The sequence below is a fragment of the Streptomyces rimosus subsp. rimosus genome (assembly GCF_000720725.1).
GTDB lineage: Bacteria > Actinomycetota > Actinomycetes > Streptomycetales > Streptomycetaceae > Streptomyces > Streptomyces rimosus_A.
Window position 1 is genome coordinate 67,705 of record NZ_JOCQ01000026.1, and the last position, 25,265, is coordinate 92,969.

At 73.4% G+C, this 25,265-nt stretch carries 14 protein-coding genes; 12 read left to right on the forward strand and 2 right to left on the reverse strand.

Going from position 1 to position 25,265, the window contains the following annotated elements:
* Positions 1-20: 20 nt before the first annotated feature.
* A complete protein-coding gene (locus tag IH45_RS0116070) occupies positions 21-215 on the reverse strand; it encodes a hypothetical protein (protein ID WP_030019622.1) in 195 nt (64 codons plus the stop codon).
* Between the two features lie 326 nt (positions 216-541).
* Between IH45_RS0116070 and IH45_RS0116075 the strand changes: the two genes are divergently transcribed.
* On the forward strand, positions 542-1,420 hold the full coding sequence (locus tag IH45_RS0116075) for a DMT family transporter (RefSeq protein ID WP_107058653.1): 879 nt from the start codon (positions 542-544) through the stop codon (positions 1,418-1,420).
* Between the two features lie 57 nt (positions 1,421-1,477).
* Positions 1,478-2,014, forward strand: coding sequence for a GNAT family N-acetyltransferase (locus IH45_RS0116080; RefSeq protein WP_030667669.1), 537 nt, complete (start codon positions 1,478-1,480; stop codon positions 2,012-2,014).
* A gap of 66 nt (positions 2,015-2,080) precedes the next feature.
* Here the strand turns inward: IH45_RS0116080 and IH45_RS0116085 are convergent, their stop codons facing one another.
* The gene (locus IH45_RS0116085) at positions 2,081-2,815 is read right to left on the reverse strand and encodes a TetR/AcrR family transcriptional regulator C-terminal domain-containing protein (protein WP_030667672.1); all 735 of its coding nucleotides are present in this window, start codon (positions 2,813-2,815) and stop codon (positions 2,081-2,083) included.
* 254 nt (positions 2,816-3,069) lie between these two features.
* On the opposite strand from IH45_RS0116085, the gene IH45_RS0116090 reads away from it, so the two are divergent.
* The 10 genes from IH45_RS0116090 to IH45_RS1000000149930 form a co-directional block, all read left to right on the forward strand.
* On the forward strand, positions 3,070-4,452 hold the full coding sequence (locus IH45_RS0116090; RefSeq protein WP_030667675.1) for a serine hydrolase domain-containing protein: 1,383 nt from the start codon (positions 3,070-3,072) through the stop codon (positions 4,450-4,452).
* Positions 4,453-4,755: 303 nt separating this feature from the next.
* Positions 4,756-6,237, forward strand: coding sequence for a DUF2079 domain-containing protein (locus tag IH45_RS0116095; protein ID WP_030667679.1), 1,482 nt, complete (start codon positions 4,756-4,758; stop codon positions 6,235-6,237).
* Between the two features lie 145 nt (positions 6,238-6,382).
* Positions 6,383-6,583, forward strand: coding sequence for a DUF1918 domain-containing protein (locus IH45_RS0116100; RefSeq protein WP_030667681.1), 201 nt, complete (start codon positions 6,383-6,385; stop codon positions 6,581-6,583).
* 238 nt (positions 6,584-6,821) lie between these two features.
* Positions 6,822-7,052, forward strand: coding sequence for a cold-shock protein (locus tag IH45_RS0116105; RefSeq protein ID WP_003985015.1), 231 nt, complete (start codon positions 6,822-6,824; stop codon positions 7,050-7,052).
* A 250-nt stretch (positions 7,053-7,302) separates the two neighbouring features.
* Positions 7,303-9,228 (forward strand): SpoIIE family protein phosphatase, encoded by a 1,926-nt coding sequence (locus IH45_RS1000000145265; RefSeq protein ID WP_063763005.1) that lies wholly within the window; start codon positions 7,303-7,305, stop codon positions 9,226-9,228.
* 325 nt (positions 9,229-9,553) lie between these two features.
* Positions 9,554-10,063, forward strand: coding sequence for a hypothetical protein (locus IH45_RS0116115; protein ID WP_030667686.1), 510 nt, complete (start codon positions 9,554-9,556; stop codon positions 10,061-10,063).
* Between the two features lie 116 nt (positions 10,064-10,179).
* Positions 10,180-12,312 carry a hypothetical protein gene (locus tag IH45_RS0116120; RefSeq protein WP_030667689.1) on the forward strand — a complete coding sequence of 711 codons (2,133 nt, stop codon included), beginning with the start codon at positions 10,180-10,182 and terminating at the stop codon, positions 12,310-12,312.
* A 45-nt stretch (positions 12,313-12,357) separates the two neighbouring features.
* Positions 12,358-13,989, forward strand: coding sequence for an ABC transporter substrate-binding protein (locus tag IH45_RS0116125; RefSeq protein ID WP_030667692.1), 1,632 nt, complete (start codon positions 12,358-12,360; stop codon positions 13,987-13,989).
* Positions 13,990-14,364: 375 nt separating this feature from the next.
* The gene (locus tag IH45_RS0116130; protein ID WP_030667704.1) at positions 14,365-14,973 is read left to right on the forward strand and encodes a hypothetical protein; all 609 of its coding nucleotides are present in this window, start codon (positions 14,365-14,367) and stop codon (positions 14,971-14,973) included.
* 5 nt (positions 14,974-14,978) lie between these two features.
* Positions 14,979-25,265: non-ribosomal peptide synthetase (locus tag IH45_RS1000000149930; RefSeq protein WP_324607942.1), on the forward strand; the 10,287-nt coding region annotated here is incomplete at its 3' end.

The following is a 25,265-nucleotide window of genomic DNA, read 5'->3' on the forward strand; positions in this document are numbered from 1 at the left end:
GCAGGGGGACGGGGCCGCGGTCAGAGCTTGATGCCGCCCAGGAGGTTGGCCAGGCTCGCGCCGCCGGCCTTGATGCTCGGGGCGATCGCGGAACCCGCGAGGTAGAACCCGAAGAGCGCGCAGACGAGGGCGTGGGACACCTTCAGTCCGTCCTTGCGGAAGAACAGGAAGACGATGATGCCGAGCAGAACGACGCCGGAGATGGACAGAATCATGGGGTTCTCTCCTCGGTGGTGGGGACGGTCACCATGAGTCCTTCCAGCCTCACAGCAAGTATCAAGCCGCAAAAAGCTGCGAACGGGTGATTTACCGGGTAAACCCCCCACCCGGAGCAACCGAACTGTCCCGGCGCCCCTCAAGGCCCGCATAATTGCAGGTCAGGTCGCTGCTTGCAGGAGAAGGGGCGATCGCCCGGGGGCGGAGAGCCGAATGTGTGATCGGCGGCTTGTCGCGGTGCTGCGGTTCCGGCCCGGACGACCGGTCTGGCACCGTGGAAGCAGTGGCGGCCGGTGACCGCTGCGCCGGACCGCAGGAGCCCTCTGTGCCAGCTGTGCTCTCCGCGCTGTTCGCCCTGCTGACGGCCGTGGCCAACGCGACGGGCACCGTGCTGCAACGGATCGCGGCACGCAAGGTGCCGCCGGGCGACGCCTTCAGCGTCCGGCTGGTCCGGCACCTGCTGCGCAGCCCGGCGTGGCTGGGCGGCATCGCCGTCATCGTCGGCGCCGCGGCGTGCCAGGCGCTCGCCCTGACCCTGGGCTCGCTGTCCCTGGTGCAGCCCATCCTGGTACTGGAACTGCCGTTCACGCTGCTCATCGCCTGCGCGGTGGCCCGGCGCCGGCTGCCCGCGATCGGCTGGGCGGCATCGGTCATGGTGGCCGCCGGGCTCGGCCTGGGACTGGCCGCCGCCGCGCCGTCCGGCGGCGGCACCGAGGTCGCCGCCGGGAAGTGGGTACTCACCCTGCTGGCCACCGTGGGTGCCATGGCCGTGTGCGTACTGGCCGCCCTGCCGCGACCACGGGGCAAAGCGCGCGCCGCGTTCTTCAGCTCCGCCTCCGCGATCGGCTACGCGTTGACCGCGACGCTGATGAAGGCCGCGACCGACACCTTCGACCGGCACGGGCCGGGCGCGTTCTTCACCTGCTGGCAGACGTACACCTTCGTGGCGGCGGGCGCGTGCGCGCTGTTCCTGCTGGCCAACGCCATGGAGTCCGGCCCGCTGGTGGCCTCGCAGCCCGCCCTGACCCTCGGCGAGGCGCTGGTCAGCCTGGCTCTCGGCATCGTGGTGTACGGGGAGGGGGTGCGTACGGGATGGTGGCTGGTCCCGGAAGCGGTCGGGGCGGTCATGATCACCTGGGGCATCGTCGTACTGCCGCGGGCCGATACGGAGGACGCGGAAGAGGAGGAGCCGTCCGCGACCTGACCGCGGCGGCATCGGGGATGATGGGACTCCGGGCGGAGCGAGGGGGCGGAGGACCCGATGATCACCTGGCGTCGGCTCACCGAGGACGACTTCCCGTTGGTGCGGCGCTGGCTGGAGCAGCCGCACGTCGCGCGCTGGTGGCACCACGAGACCTCGCCGGAGGCGGTGGCACGTGACTTCGGCCCGGTCGCCAGGGGTGAAGAGCCGTCGGAGGACCTGCTCGTCCTCCTCGACGGCCGGCCTCTCGGCCTCGTCCAGCGCTCCCGGTTCGCCGACTACCCCGACTACCGGGCCGAGTTGGCCGCCCTGACCGAGGTGCCCGGGGAGGCGGTGACGCTCGACTACCTCATCGGCGATCCCGATCAGGCGGGGCGGGGGCTCGGCCCGCGCATGGTCCGGGCGGTCGTACGGGCGACGTGGCACGACCACCCGCGCGCCCCGGCCGTCCTGATCCCCGTACCGGCCGCCAACCGGGCCTCGTGGCGCGCCCTGGAGAAAGCCGGTCTGCACCGCGTGGCGCAAGGTGAACTCGAACCGGACAGCCCCACCGCAGGCCGCGCCCACTACGTCTACCGCGTGGAACGGCCGGGGTGAGCGGGGAGGGGCGCCCGGCCGGGCGAACCGGCCCTCTTCAGGGGGTCGTTACGGCAATGGCTCCCCTCACCCTCCAAGCCGCGCCGCAACCCCGTCCAGCACGCACGCCAGCCCCTCCTCGAAACTGTCCTCGCGGTTGCCGCTCCACTGCGCGTCGCGCTGGGCGGCGTACAGCGCGCGCAGGCGCGGATACGGCTGTACGGCCCGTTCGGCAGCCGGCCACAGGCGTTCCATCCACTCCTGTTCGCTGTGCCCGCTGCGGGCGAGCGCCGTCAGGAACGCGGCCTCGCTCGTCGAGACGCCGATGACGTACGCGACCAGGGTGTTCACCGCCCGGTCGGCCGCCGCCGGTGCGAAGCCCGCGTTCTCGAACACGGCGAGCAGGGCGTCCATCATCCGCAGCACGTTCGGGCCCAGGTAGGACACCCCCGACTCGCCGAGCACGGAGGCGATCCACGGGTGCCGCAGCAGCGTCGCGCGCATGCTGTGGGCGCAGGCGACGGCGGCCGTGCGCCAGTCGGCGGCCGGGGTGTCCGGGTCCGGCACCTCGATCTCGCCGTACACCTCGTCCACGACCAGTTCGATCAGCTCGTCCTTGTTGGCCACGTGCGAGTACATCGAGGTGGCGCCCGCGCTCAGGCGCGTGCCGAGTTTGCGCATGCTCAGGGCCTCGATGCCCTCCGTGTCGAGCAACTCCAGCGCCGCGGACACGATCTGTTCCCGGCTCAGCGCCGGCTGCTCACGCCGCGCGCGCTTCGGGCGGGTCCACACCGATGGGAACGCCTGCTCTTCGGTCGGCATGCGATCTCCTCTTCTCGCTCGGGTCGTTCGGGTCCGGCCGCGGTCCCCGGTGGCCCGGGCCGGTCCGCGCGTACGGCGTATTCCGGCTCGGACCGGTGCGTACGCCGGATCGGCGACCCGGTCGCACAGTGTACGGCTTTACGTTCGCCGTGCCGTGGCCGTACAGTGTGCGGAGCGCCGCACAGTGTGCGGACCGCGTCCCGGATGCCGTGCGTTCCGCATGGGCCGGACCCACCTGGAAGGGGAAAGTCCCGATGACTTCGCCACGCTTCGACCTCGCCCGCTGGCAGGCCCGCCTCGACGAACTGCGCGCCGCCCACCACGTGCCGGCCGCCTCCCTGGCCGTGCTGACGGAGGGCTCGGTGCACGAGTTGGCCAGTGGTGTGCTGCACCGTGGCACCGGGGTGGAGGCCACCACCGACTCGGTGTTCCAGCTCGGCTCGATCGCCAAGATGTACACCGCCACGCTGGTGATGCAGCTCGCCGAATCCGGCGCCCTGGACCTCGACGCACCCATCGTCAGCGTGCTCCCGGAATTCGCCACGGCCGACCCCGAAGCCACCAAGACGATCACCACACGACAGCTGCTCAGCCACACCAGCGGCCTGACCTGCGACTTCACCCTCGACACCGGCCGTGGCGACGACTGCCTGGCCCGCTATGTCGAGGCCGCGCGGGACGTGCCGCTCGACGGCCCGCCGGGGACGTTCTCGTACAGCAGCGTCGGCTACAACTGGCTGGGCCGCCTCGTCGAGGTGCTGACCGGCCAGGTGTGGGACCAGGCGCTCAAGGACCGGATCGTCGCCCCGCTCGGGCTGCGGCACACCATGACGCTGCCCGAGGAGGCGCTGAGCTTCCGGGCGGCGATGGGGCACATGGGCGAGTCCGGGCAGGACCCCGACCCGACGCCCGCCTGGGACCTGATGCCGCGCTCGGCGGGCCCGTACGGCCGCGTGATCGCCAGTGCCGCCGATGTCGTACGGCTGGCGAAACTGCACCTCGACGGCGGTGCGGCGCCGGACGGGACCCGGCTGCTCGCCCCCGCGACGGTGGCGGCCATGCAGGGCTGGGAGACCGACTGCCCCGACAGGTGGTCGGTCTCCTCCGACGGATGGGGCCTGGGCTGGTCGCTGTACGACTGGGACGGCACCCCCGGGTACGGCCACGACGGCGCCTCGGTCGGGCAGTACGCGTTCCTGCGCGTGGTGCCGGAGGCGGGTGTGGCCATAGCCCTGCTGACCAACGGCGGCAGCGTCCGCCGACTGTACGACACGCTGTTCAGGGAACTGCTCGGCGAACTCGCCGGGGTGCGGATGCCCGAGCCCTTCGGGCCGCCCGCGCAGCCTCCCGTGGTGGACATGACGCCGTATCTCGGCACCTATCGCCGCGCGGGCGTCGTCATCACCATCTCCGAACGCGCCGGCACACCCCATATGACCTACGCGTTCGTCGAGGGAATGGCGGACTTCCACCCGCCGCTGGAAATGGATCTGGTGCCGGTCTCCGGGACGGTGTTCGCGGCGCGCGGTGACGGGTCTTCCGTCAGCGAGGACTGGATGCCGGTGGTCTTCGCGACTTTGCGGGACGGCACGCCCTGCGCGTACGCGGCGATGCGGGCGGCGCCGAAGGTGGGGTGAGGGCTGCGGCGGGCGGTGGCATTCCGGGTCCGCCCGCGCCGGGAATCGACGGTACGCCGTACGTCCTCGCCCGGCGGAAGCGGCAAGGTCCGGGAAACGCTGCCTGGAACGTGCCGGTCCGCCAACTGCGATCATTAAAGTGCGCTGGTGATCATCGACCCGATCGTGGTTCCGGAAAGAACCGGCCACCAGCGTACGTATTCCGGTCTTCCCGGCCTTCGCGGGAAACTCCGTGCCCGTCTTCCGCCGTCCTGTTGGCCGACCCTGCTGTGTTTCGCCGTCACCTGCGGGCTGGGGCTCCAGATGTGGCACACGGTCGGTGTGGGCGGGTTCGACCTCGGCATCTTCGACCAGGGGGTGCGCTCGTACGCCCGGTTCGAGCTGCCGCGCTCCGCAATCAAGAATGTGCACCACGAGTTCCCGCCGCTGGTCTCCCTCCTCGGAGACCATTTCTCGCCGGTCCTCGCGCTGCTGGCCCCGCTGTACCGGGTGTGGAACGACCCGCGGATGCTGGTGCTGGCCCAGGCCGCGCTGTTCGCCGCCGGAACACCCGTCGTCCGCCGGATCGCCTTGCGCTGTTTCGCGCATGCCGTACCGGCGACCCGCGACCGGGCGGCTTTTCTGGCCGCCCTTTCCCATGCGGTCGGCTGGCCCCTGCTGATGGCGGCCCGTAACGGATTCCACGAGGTCGCCTTCGCGGTTCCGCTCACGCTTCTCATGCTGGAGCGCGGCCTCGCCCGGCGGTACGGCGCGGTATGCGTCTGCGCCGCGCTCCTGTGCTTGACGAAGGAAGACCTCGGCCTCGTCGTCGGTGTGTACGGCGCGGTCCTGCTGTGGCGCAACCGGCGCGGTGGCGGGGGCCGCGCCCGGCTGACAGGTGCGGCACTCCTGGTGCTCGGGCCGGCCACGGCGGCCGTGACGGTGGGCGTGCTGATACCCGCGATGGGCGGACCCCGGCAGTATTACTGGAGTTACGGAGCGCTCGGCGCCGACTTCGCCGAATTGGCGCACCGCGCCGTGACCGACCCGGGCGCCGTCCTCGCGGTCGCATTCGGCACCCCGGTGAAAGCCGGACTGGTCCTATGGCTCGTGGCCACGCTGCTGTTCCTGCCGCTCGGCGCGGCCACCACGCTGTGCGCCCTCCCGCTGGTCGCCGAACGCGTCCTGTCCGACAATCCCAACCACTGGTCGGTGATTCACCATTACGACGCTTTCGCCTGGCCGGTCCTGCTGACGGCGGCAGTGGAAACCGCCGCGCGGATTCACCGTGCGGCGCAGGGAGAAGGACGGGCCTTCCGGCGGCGAGTGGCGGTGGGCGGAGTGTGCGCGGTGGGGCTGAACGCGGTGGTCTCCTGCTGTCTCGGCCTCGTCGCGCTGGTGAGCCCGCATCACTGGGCGCCCTCCGCGCGTGCCCAGAATCTCGTCGCGGCCGCCGAGCGGATACCGGACGGTGCGACGGTGGAGGCGGACAACAATGTGGCCGTACGGCTGACGGCGCGTACCCGTACGATGATTCTCGACGCGGTGCCCCGCGGCGCCGACTACGTCGTGCTGCAAACCGCGGAGACCACTTTTCCGTTCACCGCGCCCGCGCAGCTCAAGCAGCGCCAGGAGCTGCTTCTGGCGCACGGTTACCGTCGTATCTGGGCCAAGGGGGACGCGGTGCTCCTGCGCCGGGTGGACAGGACGGCCGTGGTTCCCGGCACGCGCGTACCCGGGCCGGACAGCACACCGGTGAAAGACGTGCCCGACGCGGCGTTGGGCAGGAATCTGTTCACCGGATGAACCGTGGTGGGGCGTTTCGGATTCGGCCGTAACCACCTGAATGCCCCGCGCCGTGCGCGCTTCGCCGATTCGCGTGGACCACTAGGGTTTTCCCGCAGAAGTGCGGTTTTCGTCAGATGGTTCGGACATTGCAGAGAGGGTGCGCATGCACGCCAGCAAGGGAGACCGCCTGGTGGTCCACGGGCGGACCGTCGGGAACCGGGACCGCGTGGTGGAGATCGTCGAGGTGCTGGGGAGGGACGGCAATCCGCCGTACCGGGTCCGGGCGGACGACGGACACGAGACGATCATGACGCCCGGCCCGGACAGCGTCGTCGATCACCGCCGGGACAGCGGCCGTTCCTGAACGGACACGCCGGGCCGGCCGGACACCGGCGCGGCCCCGGACACCGGCGCGGCCCCGGGTGCGGGCGCGGACCCGGGCACCGGCACAGGCTCCGGAGCAAAGACGCCGTACGCCTGGAGGAGGGCTCGCCCGGGCGCCGGGCACGAGCTACGTGCGCCGGTGAGTGCGCTCCCTTAACGGCCGGTGAGAGGGCACCCGTTGGGTGTACCGACCACTCCGCTCGGCAGAGGTGATTGCTGTGCCCCATGGCATCGTCAAGTGGTTCGACCATGAACGTGGTGCCGGTCTGGTCGCCCAGAGCGGCGGCGGCCCGGACGTCCTGGCCTACCGTTCGGCGATCCAGGGGGCCGAAGGGGCCCGGACGCTGCTGTCGGGGGAGAGCGTCTCCTTCAACCTCGTCGAGGACTTCGAAGGGATCCGGGCGGAGAACATCTACCGCCTCCGGCCGCAGGACCGCTCCCCTTCCTGATCCGTCGCCCGTCGCCCGTCCGGAATCATGCGGAAACGGGCGAGAAAGTGGCAAGATGCGGGCCCGCCGCGTCCAAAACTGAACAAACCCGCTGAGGTCGCACCGCGCGTGCTCCAATATCCGCACCCTCCGCAGGCACGGGTCTGCGGGGACGGCGGGGACGTATCCGGGGACCGGCCGCGGGTGCCGTGACGGTGAGGTGTCACATCCGTTGCCCGGGCCCGGACGCGTCATGCGAGATGAGGCACCGATGACGGCAGTGGAGGCCCTGCGGAACGCCGCGGGCGAGCAGGAGTTGTTCCGGGGGCTGGTGGAGTGTTCGCAGGACGCGATTCTGATCAAGACGTTGGACGGGCAGGTCACGTTCTGGAACGCGGCGGCGCGGCGGTTGTACGGGTACCGGGCCGAGGAGGTGGTGGGGCGGCACATCGGGTTGCTGATCCCGCCGGACCTGAAGGACGAGGAAGCGGAGCTGCTGGGGCGGATCGGGCGGGGTGAGCGGATCGAGCACTACGAGACCCGGCGGGCCACCAGCGACGGCCGGGTCCTCGACGTGGACGTTTCGCTGTGGCCGATCCGTACGCGGCAGGGCGTCATCGACGCGGCCTGCTCCATCACGCGGGACATCAGCGAGCGCAAACGTTCCGAGGCGCGCATCGACGAGCTGGCCGTGGTGGTGGAGTACTCCCAGGACGCGATTCTGATCAAGACGTTGGACGGGCAGGTCACGTTCTGGAACGCGGCGGCGCAGCGGTTGTACGGGTACCGGACCGAGGAGGTGGTGGGGCGGCACATCGGATTGCTGATCCCGCCGGACCTGAAGGACGAGGAAGCGGAGCTGCTGGGGCGGATCGGGCGGGGCGAGCGGATCGAGCACTACGAGACCCGGCGGGCCACCAGCGACGGCCGGGTCCTCGACGTTGACGTGACGCTGTGGCCGATCCGCAACCGCAACGGCGTCATCACCGGTGCCTGCTCCACGATGCGCGACATCACCGAGCGCAAGAAGGCCGAACGGGAACTGGCCGAGCTGTACGCGCAGCAGCGGCACATCGCGCTGGCCCTGCGCCTGATGGGCGCCTCCGAGCAGATCCCCGGTGCCCGCGCGGCCACCCGCTACCTGCCCTCCACCCAGGGACAGGGCGTGGGCGGCGACTGGCTCGATCTGATCGACCTCGGCGCCGGGCGGGTCGGCGTGATCATCGGGGATGTCATGGGGCGCGGCCTGGACGCGGCCGTGGTCATGGGGCAGCTGCGCTCCGCCGCCCGCGCGCTGGCGCTGGCCGGGACACCGCCGTGCGAACTGATCCAGACGCTGGACACGTTCACACGCGGGCTGCCGGAACAATTCGTCACCTGCACCTACCTGGAGGCGGACCCGGCGCTCGGCGAGGTGACCGCCTGCTCGGCCGGGCACCTGCCGGTCTGGCTCGTCGCACCGGACGGAACGGTCGGCGCGCTGCCGGTGCCGACCGGCATCCCGCTCGGCGTGGGCGGCGTACCGCACCAGCAGGTACGCCTGCCCCTGCGCGCCGGCACGACCCTGGCCCTCTACACCGACGGCCTGGTGGAAACGCCCCACAGCGACATCGACGCGCAACTGGGCCTGCTCGCCGCCACCTTGCGGGAGGTCTTCGCCACCGCCCCGGACCTGGAGAACGCCGCCGACCGTGTCCTGCACACCATGCTTCCGGACACCGCCACGTACTCCGACGACGTGACCCTCCTGCTGGTCGGCTTCCCGGCCGCCCCGCTGGGCACCGCGGCGGTGGAACTGGCCGGCCGGTCGTCCTCGGTCCCCGAAGGGCGTCGCTTCCTGCGGCGGACGCTGCGGTCGTGGGGCCTGGCCGCACTCGCCGACACCGCCCTGCTGCTGGTCTCGGAGCTGCTGACCAACGCGGTCTGCCACGCGCCTGGGCCGCTGACGCTGCGCGTCTGGCACAGCGCCCGCGAGCTGGGCGTGGAGGTCTCGGACGGCAGCACGCCCCGGCCGCGGGCCCGGCTGGCGGACAATGCGGAGGAGAACGGCCGCGGCCTGATGCTGGTCGAGGCGCTCGCCGACGCCTGGGGCACCCGCCCCGGCCTGGTCGGCAAAACCGTGTGGTTCACCCTCCTGACGGCCGCGGCGCAGACCGCCGGAGCCCCGTCACGCGACCCGGCTGGGCTGTCCGGGTGATCGTCGCTGCGGTGTGCATGGCGGCATCCGCGGCGGGCAGTATCGACTCGCCTCGTTCCTCGGGGAAGACGAACGAGGCCCAGGCGGGCCGGGGTCGTCCGGCGGTAAAAGGCCGGTGACGACGGCGCCCCGGCCCGCCCCCTCCAGCAGCGGAGGCCGGAGTGCGCAAGGCCGGTCCGTGCCGTGAGCACCCCACGGCAGGGACCGGCCAGGCGTGGGTCAGCGCCGGAACCGATGACGGCCGGAGCCGTCATGAGCACGATGCAAACAAAGTGTTCACAATATTTCGTTGACAGAGGTCTGTGCCGGACTCCATGCTCATCGCATGTCCTCAACACCCGAAACCCCCGACACCGCCGGCACCCCTGGCACCGCCGAATTCCCTGAGCAGATCGACGAACCCGGCATGGACCCCTTCTCGCTGCCGGACGCACAGCAGGCGCGCGCGCAGCGGGTACACGCGTCGCTGTTCCGGATCGCGGAGCGGCACGCGGCGACCGACGCGCAGCGCGCGCGGCAGGTGCACCCGACGGTTCTCGCACCGCACGAAGCCGTCCGGCTGGTGGCCTTCTTGATGAGCGGGGCAGCACTGCGGGACGAGGGCGAACCGGAGGTGGACCGGGCGGACATCACCGCGGCGCTGAGTCTGCTGCCACTGGTACGCGGGGAACTGGACGAGCTGGAGGCCGGACTGCTGCGGATGGCGCGGGGCCGTGGCATGACCTGGCCCGAAGTGGCCTTCGGCCTGGGGCTGGGCACCCCGCAGGCGGCCCGGCAGCGCTACGAGCGGCTGGTCGGCCGTATCCGCGCCGAGGGGGAGACCGGGGAGGAGTAGCGGAGAGCCGAGCCGTGGCCCCGGGTTCGGCCGGGAGAATCCCTCCTCAAGGACGCCGTGCTGCATTAACCTGACGTGCCATCACAGCGGTGCGGACAGGATGCCTCGGGGGGCCCGTGCCTGACGATCTCGGATTCGACAAGCTGCTCGATGACGACGGCTTGCTGGCCAGGCTGCTGGGCAAGACCGGCACCGGGCGCAACAGGAAGCCGCTCTACGGCCCGGACCTGCCCGTGGTCCTGCTCGTCGGCGGGCCCGGCATGGGCAAGGGGCGGCTCCTGCGGTGCGTACGCGGCGAGTTCGGCCGCCATGTACCGACGGCGCACGTGGACTGCGGGCACACGGTGTTCCGGGAGCAGGCGGAGCAGCAGACGCGGACGCGGTCGGTGGCGACCGAGGTACTGCGTGAGGTGGCCCGGCAGTTCGGCGCATGGCAGGGCGACGGCGGGCCGCTCGCCACACCGCGTCTGTACGCGGGGCTGGCGGCGGTCGCGGCCAGCGATCCGCTCGCCGACACGGTCACCCTGGTCAGCGAGGTGCAGCGGCACGATGAGCTGCTGCCGCGCGGCTCTTTCTGGCGCGGTGTGCTGAACCGGGCGGGCCGGGCCTACGCCGGCGTCGTCGCGGGACTGGTGGCCCACCCCGGGGCCGTCCCCTTCATCAACGCCGTGCTCGACGAACTGCTCGCCCGTACCTCCCAGGAGGGCAAGGCCCTGCTGGCGGCGTGTTACGGCGAGTACACCGGCGCGGGCGGCCACCCCAAGCTGGGGCTGCACTCGTTGGCCTCGGACTTCCAGCAGGGCGGCGAAGCGCGCGAGGTCGCGGAGGGCTTCCTGTTCCGCGCGCTGCGGCAGGACATCGAGGCCGCATACGTATCGCTGCTGGGCCGCCTCTCCCGGGCGGGCCGCCCGGCCCTGCTGCTGGACCACGCGGACAACGCCCTGGGCAGACGGCTGCTGAAGCCCGTACTGGAGGACCGCGAGCGGGGCCTGTACGACCGGCTGGTCGTCATGGCCACCACCCGGCGGGCGGACGGCGGCCGTTTCCTGTACCACGCCGGGGACGCCGGTGATACGGGTGACGACGCGCCGGTGAGCTGGCGGCCCACCGACGGCGGGCTGCCGCAGTGGAGCCGCCCGGCGGGCGGCGTACCCGGCCTGACTCCGCTGTCGCGGGGCGTCCTCCTCGTCCGGATGCCGGTGCTGACCCGGGACCAGCAGTCGCGGGAGACCGCCCGGGTGCGGCGGGCGGGGGGCGCCGGCGCCGACCGGTTCCGGATCGACAGCGGCATCCACCGGCTGAGCGGCGGACGCCCGCTGTTCGTGTCCCGGCTGGGCGCGGCGACCGCGTCCCTGCCGTTCCGGGAGCCCGACGACGGCACCGACTGGGCCCTGCTGGACGCCCGGGTGCGCGTGGGCGAGGAGGCGGCGGGCCGCCCGGTGGCGGACCTCCTGCTGGACGAGCTGATCGTCCGGCAGCCGCCGGAGGAACTGCCGCCCGAACAGCGCGGGCACTGGCTGGACCTGCTCAGCCATCTGTCGGTGGCACACGACACCGAATGCGCGCAGGTCCTGATGCGCGCGGTGCAGGCGGGCCGGGACGAGCGCCTGTCGGCGTACCGGATCGCGGAACTGCTCGGCGACAGCGGCTGGCCGCACTGCCCCCGCCACTTCATCGGCGACCTCGGCCTGCGCCGCCTGCTCATGCGGCGCCTCCACCGACTGCGGCCGGACGGCGCGGCCTGGCGCGGCGACCACCTCCTGCTGCGGGACCACTACCGCGCCCTGGGCGACGAGGCCACCGACGAGCATTTCGGCTCCGCCGCCGCCCACGGCATGCACCACCACCTGGCCGCCGGCGACGCCGACACGGTCACGGACTACCTCGACCGCACCTTCCTCACCCGCAGCGCGCGGGCGTGGTGCGAGGAACTGCTGGCCATCGCGGAGGCGCCGCTGCTCGGCGGCCCCGACGACCGGCAGGCCCGCGCCCTGGGCGACGCCGAGATCGCCGGTGACGTGCGGCGCAAGCGCATCGACCGGCTGCTGCACGCCGTACGGCTCTGCGAGGACCGTACGCAGACCGTCGACGACGCCGTCACCGACGCCCTGCCCAAGCTGCTGGAACGGCTGGGGGAGGAGCCCGCGGCCGGGGCGGGGACCTTGACGCACACGGCTCGCGATTTCGGTGACCGGCTCGCCAACAAGCAGGCGCTCAGACCGTGTACGTGCACGAAACACATCGGATGACGCGTCGGACAACGCGTCGGGCAGGGGACAGGGGAGGGTGCGGCGGTGCTGAACTGGCTGTACAACACGTTCTGGGCCACCTTGATCCGCAAGGTCTGCACGGTGCTCGTCGTACTGGCCGTCGTCGTCTCTCTCGCCGTCATCATTCCGGGACGGATCGGCGCACCCGAATACTGCGCGGAGGGCGTCGAGCGGAGCGCCGGTGAATGCATCGGTGTCAGCGCCTCCGGTTACGACTTCGGGACGGACGGGATCCGGGAGGTGACCCGCGCGATCGGCGAGGAGAACAAGCGTATCTCCGAGCAGGAGCGGGAGGGGAACCTCGTCACCGTCGCGATGATGCTGCCCCTGCAACCGAAGGCCGACGCCGAACGCAAACAGCTCCGCAGCGAATTGCAGGGCGCGTATCTGGCGCAGTGGCGGGCCAATCGTACGGAGAACAAGCCGCTGCTGCGCCTGGTGCTGGCCAACCCCGGCGCCGATTACGCCCAGCAGGAGAAGGTGGTGGACCGGCTCGCGGCGATGGCGGATTCCCCGCGCGACAACCTGCGGGCCGTCACCGGTTTCAACCTCAGCCTCGACAACACCAAAAGGGCCATCGACCGGCTGACCAACAAGCTCCACATTCCGGTGCTGGCCAGCCGGGTCAGCGCCGACGAGATCGCCAACACCGACAACGGCGGGGCGCTGAAGTACGCGGGACTGGCCCGGATCATTCCCACCAACCGGCAGCAGGCGGCCGCGCTCGCCAATTTCCACGGCGGACTCCGGGACGCGGACACCGTCCTGGTCAAGGACTTGCGCCCGAACGACATCTACGACGAATCGCTCGCCAAGGCGTTCAGCCGGCCGGAGCCGGGCCCGCCCGGTCCGAAGGACCAGCCGTTCACCTCACCCGGCATCAACGACCCGGGCGACACCGGAAACGACTTCACGTTCATCGGGCACAACATCTGCGAATCCGACGCGAAGGTGGTCTATTTCGCCGGGCGCCCGGTCCATCTGCGGCTGTTCGCCCTGAAACTTTCCGAGGTGCCGTGCCACGGAAAGAAATACACCGTCGTCAGCGGGTCGGGCGCGGCGACGCTGGACCGGTACATGAGCGCGGCCGACTGGGAGAAACTGCGGGGTGACGACGGAGGCGGGTCCACGATCACCGTGCAGTACGCGGCCCCCGGCCACCCGGACGCCTGGGACGCGTCCCTGCGCACGTGGGAGAAGGAACAGCGGGCGCGCACGGGCAAGAGCCCGGCGGTGCGGGACCGGCCGGTGTACCTGACGGAACCGCAGGACGAACTGCGGGAACTCCGCCGCCTGATCGACCGGGAGGCCGCGGGCGACATCGGGCCGGTGAGCCTGGAGGATTCCCGGACGATGCTGGTCCACGACGGTGTGCGTACCATCGCCGCCGCCGTCTTCCTGGCCAATTCCCAGGCCGCCGGCACGGTGCCGACGCGGACCCGCGTCGCCGCCCAGTGGCCGCGGCTGGAGGCCCGGTACCGGGTGCGGGGCACCAGCGGCTGGATTTGCCTGACCAACGGGGGCAACGCCTACGACAAGCCGGTGGCCGTGGTGCAGTTGGACCCGGCCACCCGGCGGGTGGCGTTCGTCGGACTGGGCTGGCCGGAGAAGAAACCGCAGCCGGCCGACTGCGTGGTGCCCAGCGGCACCGGCTGAGCCGCCCGGGAGCCGGCCGCACGCGTCCGCCCGGGCTTTCCTTCATCTCCGCAGTTTGTCGGAAGGTCTTTCCAGTCGGAAGGTCTTTCCACCGGCACCCGTCCATGGCCGGCTCGCGCGTTCCCTCAATGGGACGGGCCGGGCGCGAGTGGGGTGTACCGGGCGGCGCGGCGAGGGAGTCTGGTCCCGGACGTGCCCGCGGTTTCCGGAAGCGGTGTGCACGCGACCGGGAGCGGAAAGGAGCCGGGTTTTGCTCATATCCTCCGGCACCACCTCGGCTTTCCCGCTCCCGGGACCGGAGGCGGTCGCACGGTGAGGTGCCGGCGGCCGCCCGGAATTCTCCTTGCCGTGCACCGTCGAGTGGAGTGTGACGACGTGACTTCGACTGCCTCGGACCCCGGCGTAAGCGTCGCGGGCGCCGCCCCGGGGGAAGACGACTTCGCCCGCGAACCGACCCGGGAATCCCTGCTGCGGCCGGGCCGCCGGGAGATCGCCGCCATTCACGTCCCGGGCTTCTGTGACCGGCGGATCGCCGGGGAGGTGGCCGGGAAAGCCGTCCGGCACAAGGCGCTGGGGAATTATCACAAGAAATGCACGAGCACGGTGGGCCGGGTGTTCATGCCGCACATCGACACGGCGGGGAACCCGGACCTGACCACCCGCTACCACGATGCCGCGCTGCCCTCGATCAACGAGGTGCGCGCCCTGTTCGCGCCCTGCCTGTCCCCGGTGGACCACGTACGGCTGCTCCTCCAGGAGCGCCGGCCGTCCGGCGCCAACCTGCTGCGCCTGCGCGGCCGTCCGTGTTTCGTCGGCGCCCTGCGCGTGTTCCACCCGCGGACCTCGGTGTTCCCTCCGCACAACGACCACTTCAGCTCCCGGATGCCGCACGCCGTCACCCCGGCCCGGGACGGGCACCGGGTCGGCATGGCCGTGTTCATCGCCTGCAAGGGCCCCGGCGAGCCCCTGCAGTACTGGAGCTGATCCCCGTGGCCGACGACGCCCTTGGCAGCACCGCCCGCGACCTGCCGTTCGCGACGCTGGACGAGCTGTTCACCCGCCAGGCGGACCGGACGCCCGGCGCCGTCGCCGTGGTGTGCGGGGACGTGCGGATGACGTACGCGGAGGTGGAGGCCGCCGCCAACCGGCTGGCCCGGGTCCTCCTCCGCCGCGGCGCCGGCCCGCGGCGGAAGGTGGCCCTGGCGCTGCCGCGCACCGCGGACCTGGTCGTGGCCGTCCTGGCGGTGCTCAAGTGCGGCGCGGCCTATGTCCCGGTGGACCCCGCGTACCCGGCCGGGCGCATCGCCTTCCTGCTGCGGGACACCGTGCCCGTCGCCGTACTGACGGCGCGCGAGGTCTGTGGCGGGCTGCCCGCCGAGGCCGGCCCGGACGGCGTGCCCGTGGTCCTGCTCGACGACGAAGGCACCCGGCTGCTGCTGGCCGACGCCTCGCCCCTGCACGTCACCGCCGTCGACCGCGGCGGCTGGCCGGACCCGCACGACTGCGCGTACGTCATCCACACCTCGGGCTCCACGGGCACCCCCAAGGGCGTGGTGATCAGCCACCACAACGTCGTCCGCCTGCTCGCCTCCACCGCCCACTGGTTCGGCTTCGGCCCGGACGACACCTGGACCTTCTTCCACTCCCACGCCTTCGACGTCTCGGTGTGGGAGATCTTCGGCGCGCTCCTGACCGGTGGCCGTCTGGTGGTCGTCCCGTACCGGGTCGGCCGCGCGCCCGCCGAGTTCCTGGCCCTGCTCGCCCGCGAGCGGGTCACCGTCCTGTCCCAGACGCCGACCGCCTTCGCCGCGCTGCTCGCCGCCGACCGCGAGCACCCCGAGCTGCTGCGGGACACCACGCTGCGGACGGTCGTCCTCGGCGGCGAGGCGTTCGACCCGGCCCGGCTCGTCGAGTGGTACGCCCGGCACCCGGACGACGCGCCGCGCATCGTCAACATGTACGGCACGACCGAGACCACCGTGCACGCCACCTACGCCGCCTACGGGCGCGGCATCGCCCGGCCCGGAGCGGCGAGCGCCATCGGGGAGGCCGTCCCCGACCTGGCGCTGTACGTCCTGGACGACCGGCTGGCGGAGGTGCCGCCCGGCGGGACGGGGGAGCTGTACGTCGCGGGCGCGGGGCTGGCGCGCGGTTACCTGGGCCGTGCGGGGCTGACCGCCGAACGCTTCGTGGCCTGCCCGTCCGGCCCGCCCGGCGCGCGCATGTACCGCACCGGCGACCTGGTGCGGCGCGGGCCCGGCGGGCTGGAATTCGCCGGCCGCGCCGACGACCAGGTCAAGATCCGCGGCTTCCGCATCGAGCCGGGCGAGGTGGAGTCCGCGCTCGCGGCCCACCCGGACGTCGCCCAGGCGGCGGTGGCCGTCCACCGGGACGCGGACCGCGGCCCCGGCCTGGTCGGCTATGTCGTACCGCGACCGGACCCCGCGCCCGCCGACCCCACGGGCGGGCGGACGCCGGGCACCGGCGAGGCACTGACGGTCTGGCAGCAGGTCTACGACGACCTGTACGCCGGCTCGGCGGACCGGCCCGCGCCTCTGGGCGAGGACTTCACGGGCTGGCGGGGCAGCGCCGACGGGCGGCCGATCCCGCTGGAGCAGATGCGCGAGTGGCGCGATGCCACGGTGGGACGGGTACGGGCCCTGCGGCCGCGCCGGGTCCTGGAGATCGGCGTCGGCACCGGCCTCCTGCTGGCCGGGCTGGCCCCGTACTGCGACAGCTACTGGGGCACCGACCTGTCCGCCGAGGCCGTCACCGGACTGCGCGGCAAGCTGGCGGCGGACCCCGTCCTGGCCGCCCGCACCACGCTGACCTGCCAGGCCGCCCACGACACGCAGGGCCTGCCGGAAGGCGCCTTCGACGTCGTCGTGCTGAACTCCGTGGCGCAGTACTTCCCCGACACCGGCTACCTCCTCGCCGTCCTGCGCGGCGCCCTCGACCGCCTCGCGCCCGGCGGTGCCCTGTTCGTCGGCGACGTACGCGACCTCCGGCTGGCCCGCCGCTTCCACACCGCGCTGCACCGGCAGCGCACCGGCGCCCGCGGCGGGGCCGACGACGACGCCGCGCTGGCCGCCGCGGTCCGCCGGAGCATGGCAGGCGACAAGGAACTGCTCGTCGCCCCCGCCTTCTTCACCGCCCTGCCCGACGGCACGCTGCCGGGGCTGAGCGCGGTGGACATCCGCGTCAAACGCGGGCGGTACCGCAACGAGCTGAGCCGTTACCGCTACGACGTGGTACTGCGCAAGGGCCCGGTCCCGGTGGTCTCCCTCGCCGACGCGCCCCGGGTGCGGTGGGGGAGCGAGATGCCCGGCCTGCCGTCGCTGGTGCACCGGCTGCGTACCGGCCTGCCCGGCGCCCTGCGCGTGAGCTGCATCCCCAACGCCCGCTGGGAGGAGACCGGCACGGTGGGCGCCGACCCGGACGACCTCCACGACCTGGCCGCCAGCGTCGGCTACCGCGCCCTGGTCACCTGGTCCGAGGCGGAGGACGGCAGCCTGGACGCCGTGTTCCTGCCCGAGCCGGAGCGCGACGGTACGGCCCGTGGGCGCACCGACGGGGACGCGGAACCCGTGGCGTACACCGATGTCCACCTCCCGCCGGTACGCGCCGGGGGCGACGTGTGCTCCCTGCGGGCGCTGACCAGCGAACCGGCCCGGCGCCGGGCCGCCGCCGCGCTGGGCGGCGCCGTCCGCAGGTCCGTCGCGGCCCGGCTGCCGCACCACATGGTCCCGTCCGCCGTCGTGGTCCTCGACGCACTGCCGGTGACCGCCAACGGCAAGCTGGACCGGCAGGCCCTGCCCGCCCCCGACCGGGAAGCCGCCACACTCCGCGACCCCGCCGCCCGCGCCCCGCGCACCGCCCGCGAGGAAATCCTGTGCGGCCTGTTCGCGCAAACCCTCAACCTCGCCGAGGTCGGCCCCGACCAGGACTTCTTCGACCTCGGCGGGCACTCGCTGCTGGCGACCGGACTGGTCGGCCGGATCCGCTCGGTCTTCGGTACGGAGCTGGGCCTGCGCGCGGTGTTCGAGACACCGACCCCGGCGGGCCTGGCCGCGCGGGTGACCACCCAAGGCCCCCGCCGCCCCGCGCCGACGGCCCGCGACAACCGACCCGCCCCGCTGCCGCTGTCCTTCGCGCAGCGCCGCCTGTGGTTCCTGCACCACCTGGAAGGGCCGCGCTTCACCCACCACGTCCCGCTGACCCTCGACATCGTCGGTCCGCTGGACCGGCGGGCGCTGACGGCCGCGCTGCGCGATCTCGTGGTACGCCACGAGGCACTGCGCACCGTCTTCCCGGAGGACGGCGACGGACCGTGCCAGTCCGTCCTGCCCCCGGACGCCGTACGGCTGGAGATGCCGGTCACCAAGACCACCCGGGAGGCCCTGCCGGACCAGGTGCGCGACGCCGCGGGCCGGGGCTTCGACCTCGCGGCCGGACTTCCCGTACGGGCCCGCCTGTTCGCCCTCGGGCCCGAGGAGCACCTGCTGTCCCTGACGCTGCATCACATCGCGGCGGACGGCTGGTCCCTGGCGCCCCTGTGGCGCGACATCGCGCACGCCTACGGGCAGCGCCGCCAGGGACGCCCGCCGTACTGGGACCCGCTGCCCGTCCAGTACGCCGACTACACCCTGTGGCAGCGCGACCTGCTCGACACCGACGACGGGACCGGCACCACCACGGCCGCCGCGCAACTCGCCTACTGGACGAAGAAGCTCGCCGGACTCCCGTCACGGATCGCGCTGCCCTACGACCGGCCGCGGCCGGAGAACCCCACCGGGCACAGCGGAACCTGCTGCTTCCGGTGGGACAGCGCGCTGCTGGAAGCCGTACGCGACCTGGCGCGGGAGTGCGGCGTGACCGCGTCGATGGTGGTGCAGGCGGGGCTCGCCGCGCTGCTGACCCGGCTGGGCGCGGGCGAGGACATCCCGATCGGCGTCCCCGTCGCCGGCCGTACCGACGTGGCGCTGCACGACCTGGTCGGCTTCTTCGTCAACACGCTGGTGCTGCGCGTGGACACCTCGGGCGCGCCGGACTTCCGTACCCTGCTCGCCCGCGTACGGGAGACCGGCCTGGAGGCGTACGCCCATCAGGACGTGCCCGTCGAGCGGGTCGTCGACGCGCTCCGGCCGGACCGCCCGGGCGACCGCCACCCGCTGTTCCAGACCCTGCTGGTCTGGCAGAACGTGCCCACCGCCGCACCCGCGCTGTCCGGGGCCACCACCGAGGCCCGGGAACTGCACACCGGCAAGCTCGTCACCGACCTGGAGATCAGCGTCACGGAGACGCCCGGCCGCGTCCCGGGCGCCGACACGCTGACCGGGGCCGCCCACTTCAACGCCGACCTGTTCGACCGTGCCACCGTCGAAGAGCTCCTGGACGGGCTGCGGCGCCTGCTGACGGACGTGAGCGCCGACCCGGACCGGCCGGTCGGCGGCCTGGACGCGCGTACGGCGGGGGAGCGGGACGCGGCACCGACGGACGAGTCCCATCCCCGCCCGGCGGATGAGACGCCACCCGAGCAGGCGGCCACCATGGAAGCGGAGCCCACGCTCCTGCTCCCGGACCTGTTCGCGGCCCAGGCAGGCCGCACGCCCGGCGCACCGGCCCTGACCTTCCACGACTCCACCCTCACCTACGGCGAACTGGATGCCGCGGCCAACCGGCTGGCCCGGCTGCTCATCGAACGCGGCGCCGGGCCCGAGCGGTTCGTGGCGCTGGAGCTGCCGCGCTCGGCCGACCTCGTCACCGCCGTGCTGGCGGTGCTGAAGACCGGCGCGGCCTACGTGCCCCTGGAACCGGGTCAGCCCGCCGAACGCAACAACAAGATCCTGCGCGACACCCGCCCGGTGCTGCTGCTCACCACCCGCACACCGGCGGCCGGAGTCCCCACCCCATATCTGCTCTGGGGCGGCCCGGCACTGGCCGACGCCCTCCGCCAGCGCCCCGACACTCCCGTACGCGACCACGAGCGCATCCGCCCGCTGCTCCCCGCGCACCCGGCGTACGTCATCCACACTTCCGGTTCTACCGGCGCGCCCAAGGGCGTCGTCGTCCCGCACCACGCCGTGGCGCGCCTGTTCACCGACGCGCCCGGCCTCGATTTCCGCGCCGACGATGTCACGCCACTGCTCCATTCGCACACCTTCGACCTCTCGGTCTGGGAGCTGTGGGGCCCGCTGCTGCACGGAGCCCGCCTGGTCGTGGTGCCGTACGAGGAGAGCCGCGCCCCGGCCGAGCTGCTGCGACTGCTCGTACGCGAAGGCGTCACCCAGCTCCACCACACCCCGACGGCGTTCGAGCAGCTGACGCGCGCGCTGCGGGAGAACCCCGGCCTCGCCGGGGAACTGGCCCTGCGCCGCGTCGAGCTGGGCGCCGAGGTCCTGCCCGCCCGTACCGCGCGCGAGGGCAGCGAGCTGCTGCCCGGCGTGCGCTTCGTCCACGCCTACGGCCCCACCGAGACCACGGTGTTCGTGGTCGCCGGATACCTCGACGGGCCCCTGCCCGACGGCCAGGCCCCGCCCCTCGGCCGGCCGCTGGGCGGCATCCGCGCGTACGTCCTGGACGACGCGCTGCGTCCGGTGCTGCCCGGCGTCGAGGCGGAGCTCTATGTCGCGGGCGCCGGGGTGGCGCGCGGGTACCTGGGCCGCAGCGCCCTCACGGCGGAGCGGTTCGTGGCGTGTCCGTACGGGCCGCCGGGGGAGCGGATGTACCGGACCGGCGATGTGGTGCGGTGGCGGGACGATGGCCGGCTGGAGTTCGTGGGGCGGGCCGATGAGCAGGTGAAGCTGCGGGGTTTCCGGATCGAGCCGGGGGAGGTGCGGGCCGCGCTGACGGCGCACCCGGAGGTCGGCACGGCGGCGGTCGTCGTACGGGAGGACCGGCCGGGAGACCGGCGGCTGGTGGCGTATGTGACCAGCGCGGCGGGCCGGGCCGCCGACCCGCGGGAGCTACGCCGGTTCGCGGCCGAACGGCTGCCGGAGCACATGGTGCCCGCCGCGGTCGTCACCCTGGACGCGCTGCCGCTGACCGACGCGGGCAAACTCGACACCGCCCGCCTGCCGCTCCCCGACCACGCCACCGCCTGCGCACACCGGGCGCCCCGCGACGACCGGGAGCGGACACTGTGCCGCCTCTTCGCCGACGTGCTCGGCCTGGACGCCGGGGCGGCAGGCGTGGACGACAGCTTCTTCGATCTCGGCGGCGACAGCGTCATCGCCATCCAGCTCGTGAGCCGGGCCCGGCGCGCCGGACTCGCCCTGACCCCGCGCGATGTCTTCCGCCACCCCACCGTCGAAGCCCTCGCCGCGCAGGCGGGCGACGTGGCCGACGTACCCGCCGAGACCACCGGGCACGACAGCGGCCCGCTGCCCCTCACCCCCGTCATGCACGCCCTCCGCGAAGCCGGCGGGCCGGTCGCGGGCTGCCATCAGTCGGTGCTGCTCCGGGTGCCGCCCGGCCTCGGCCTCAGCCACCTGGCCACCGCGCTGCGCACGGTGACCGACCACCACGACGCGCTGCGGCTGCGGCTGACCCGGGTGGGCGGCGTGGTCTGGAGCCTGGACATCGCCCCGCCGGACACGGACTCCGGCCCGGACTCCGACACGGACTCCGGCCCGGATCTTGTTCACCGGGTGGACGCCACCGGCCTGGACGCCGCCACGCTCGACGACGCCGTACGCCACCACAGGAACGCCGCCCGGGACCGGCTGGACCCGGAGTCGGGCCGGACCGCGGGCCTCGTCCAGGCCGTATGGTTCGACGCCGGGCCCGACCGGCCGGGGCAACTGCTCCTGACGATCCACCACCTCGCCGTGGACGGCGTGTCCTGGCGCGTGCTGCTGCCCGACCTGAAGGCTGCCTGGGAAGCCGCCGTAGCCGGGCGCCGGCCCGCGCTCGAACCGGTGGGAACCTCGCTGCGCGCCTGGTCCCAAAGGCTCACAGCACTGGCCGAGCGCCACGACCGCATCGCCGAACTCCCCCTGTGGACCGGCATGCTCGACACCCCCGAACCGCCCCTGACCCAGGTCCCGTACGACCCCGCCCGCGACCTGTCCGGCACCGTACGGCAGTTGAGCGTGACCCTGCCGCCGGACCGGACGGCCGCGCTGCTCGGCCCGGTGCCCGCCGCCCTGCACGGCCGGACCGACGACATCCTGCTCACCGCCCTCGGCCTCGCCGTCGCCGACTGGCGCCGCCGCCGCACGGGCTGCCCGGACGCCGCCGTCCTGCTCGACATCGAACGGCACGGCCGCGAGGACCCGGCCGACGGACCGGAGGCGGACACCGGCCCGGCGAAGAGCGCCGGCCTGGCGCGGACCGTCGGCTGGCTCACCAGCGTCCACCCCGTACGCCTCGACGCGGGCAGCGCCGACGCCGCCCGGCTCCGCTCCGGCGGCCCCGCGCTCGACCGGGCCTACCGGCGCGTCAAGGAACAGCTGCGCGCCATCCCCGGCAACGGCATCGGCTACGGCCTGCTGCGCCACCTCAACCCGCAGACCGCCCCGGCCCTCGCCCGCGGCGCCCGCCCCCTGGTCGGCTACAACTACCTCGGCCGCCTCGCCGGGGATGCCGGGGACTGGGCCCCGGTCCCCGGCTCCGGCGGCATCACCGGCGGAGCCGATCCCGCGCTGCCAGCCGCCCAAGGTGTCCGGTTGGACGCCCTGACGGAGGACGGGCCCGGCGGCCCGGTCCTGACGGCGGCCTGGTCCTGGCCGGGCGCCCTGTTCACCGAGGACGAGGTACGCGACCTCGCGGACACCTGGCTCGGCCTCCTCACCGCCTTCGCGGACCGGGCCACCGCGCCGGACGCCGACGGCCGCACCCCCGCCGACTTCCCCCTCGCCGACCTCACCGAGGACGAGACCGCCCGGCTGACGCGCGACTGCCCGGGCCTGGCCGAGGTCTGGCCCCTGACCCCGCTCCAGGAAGGGCTGCTCTTCCACACCCTGTACGACGAGCAGGCCCCGGACGTCTACACCAGCCAGCTCGCCGTGGACCTGCACGGCCCCCTCGACCCGGAAGCGCTGCGCGCGGCGGGGCAGGCCCTCCTCGAACGCCACCCCGCCCTGCGCGTCGCCTTCCGGCACGACGGCCTGCGCACGCCCGTACAGGTCGTGCCGCACCCGCGGGCGACCGCCCTCCCGTGGGCCGAACACGACCTCGCGGACCTCTCCGGCGACGAACAGGCCGTCCGCGCGGCACGCATCGCCACCCGCGAACGCGCCACCCGCTTCGACCCCACCCGCGGCCCCCTGCTGCGCCTCACCCTGCTCCGCCTCGCACCGGACCACCACCGGCTGCTGCTGACGGCCCAGCACCTGATCCTGGACGGCTGGTCGGCGCCGCTGGTCCTGCGGGACCTGCTCGCCGTCCACGCGGCGGGCGGCGACCCCGCGGGCCCGGCAGCCCCCGCCCCGTACCGGGACTACCTGCGCTGGCTCACCGCCCAGGACCGTACGGCGGCCGTAGCCGCCTGGCAGCAGGCGCTGTCCGGCGTGGACGGCCCGACCCTCGTGGCGGCCGGGCCCGCCGCCGACGGCACCGTGGACCACGAACGCGTCCGGGCCACCCTGTCCACCGGACTGACCGCGGACCTGCGCACCCTGGCCCGCCGCCACGGCCTCACGCTGAACACCGTGCTCCAGGGCGCCTGGGCCGTGGTGCTGCGCTGTCTGACCGGCCGGGACGACATCCTCTTCGGCGCCACGGTCGCCGGACGGCCCCCGGGGCTGCCGGGTGTCGAGGACATGGTCGGAATGTTCAACAACACCGTGCCGGTACGGGTGCGACTCGACGCCGCCCAGCCCTTCGCCCGCGCACTGTCCCGCCTCCAGGACGAGCAGGCCGGGCTGCTGCCCCACCAGCACCTCGGCCTCTCCGCGCTGCACCGCCTCAGCGGCCACGACCGGCTCTTCGACACCCTCCTCGTCTTCGAGAACCTCCCCGCCGGGCCCCCGGACCCCGGCGGCCCGCTGCGCGCCACGGAACTCCGCATCACCGCCGGCACCCACTACCCGCTGAGCCTCGCCGCCCTCCCCGGCGAACGACTGCGCCTCGAACTGGGCCACCGCCCCGATGTGTTCGACGCCCGCGCCGCCGCGGCCGTGCTGGGCCGCCTGGTACGCGTCCTGAAAGCGGCAGCCGACGACCCGGACCGCACCGTGGGCGACCTCCCCGTCCTGTCACCCCCGGAACGCACCCGCATCCTCCACACGTGGAGCTCCACCCCCGGCCCCGTCCCCGCCCCCCGCACCTGGCCCGCCCTCTTCGAGGCCCAGGCGGCCCAGACCCCCGGAGCCACGGCGGTGCGGAGCGCCGACACCGCGCTGACCTACGCCGAACTGGACGCGGCGGCCAACCGGCTGGCGCACCTGCTCGTCCCGCACGGCGCGGGCCCCGAGCGGACAGTGGCCCTCGCGCTGCCCCGCTCCGCCGAACTGATCGTCGCGGTCCTGGCCGTCCTGAAGACCGGCGCCGCCTACGTCCCGCTCGACCCGTCCCACCCGGCCGAGCGCACCGCCACCCTGCTCCGGGACACCCGCCCGGCGCTGGTGCTCACGGACGGCGCCACCGCCGGACTGCTGCCGCAGGGCCCGGAACCCCGCCTCGTACTGGACGACCCGGCCACCCGCGCGCAGCTGGCCGGCCTCCCGGCTGCCGCCCTCCATGACGCCGAGCGGACCGCGCCCCTCAAACCGCGGCACCCGGCCTACGTCATCCACACCTCCGGCTCCACCGGCGGACCCAAGGGCGTGCAGGTCACCCACGAAGGCATCGCCGCACGCGCCGCCACCCAGATCGCCCGCCTCCGCACCGGGCCCGGCAGTACCGTCCTGCTCTTCGCCTCCCTGGGCTTCGACGCCTCCGCGTCCACCCTGTGGACCGCTCTCCTCTCCGGAGCCACCCTCGCCGTCGCCCCCGCCGACACTCTCCTCGCAGGCCATGAACTGGCCGGCGCCGTCGCCCGGTTCGGCGTGACCCATCTGGAGCTGCCGCCGACCGTGCTCGCCGGACTGCCGCCCGACGCGCTGCCTCCGCGGATCACGCTCACGGTGGCGGGCGAGGCGTGTGCGGCCGAAGTGGTGGCGCGGTGGGCGCCGGGCCGCTCGGTGGTCAACGCGTACGGGCCGACCGAGGCGACGGTGTGCGCGACGATGTCGGGGCGGCTGGAGGGTGGTGGTGTCCCGCCGATCGGTACGCCGGTTGCGGGTATGCGGGTGTATGTGCTGGATGTGGGGTTGCGGCCGGTGCCGCCGGGT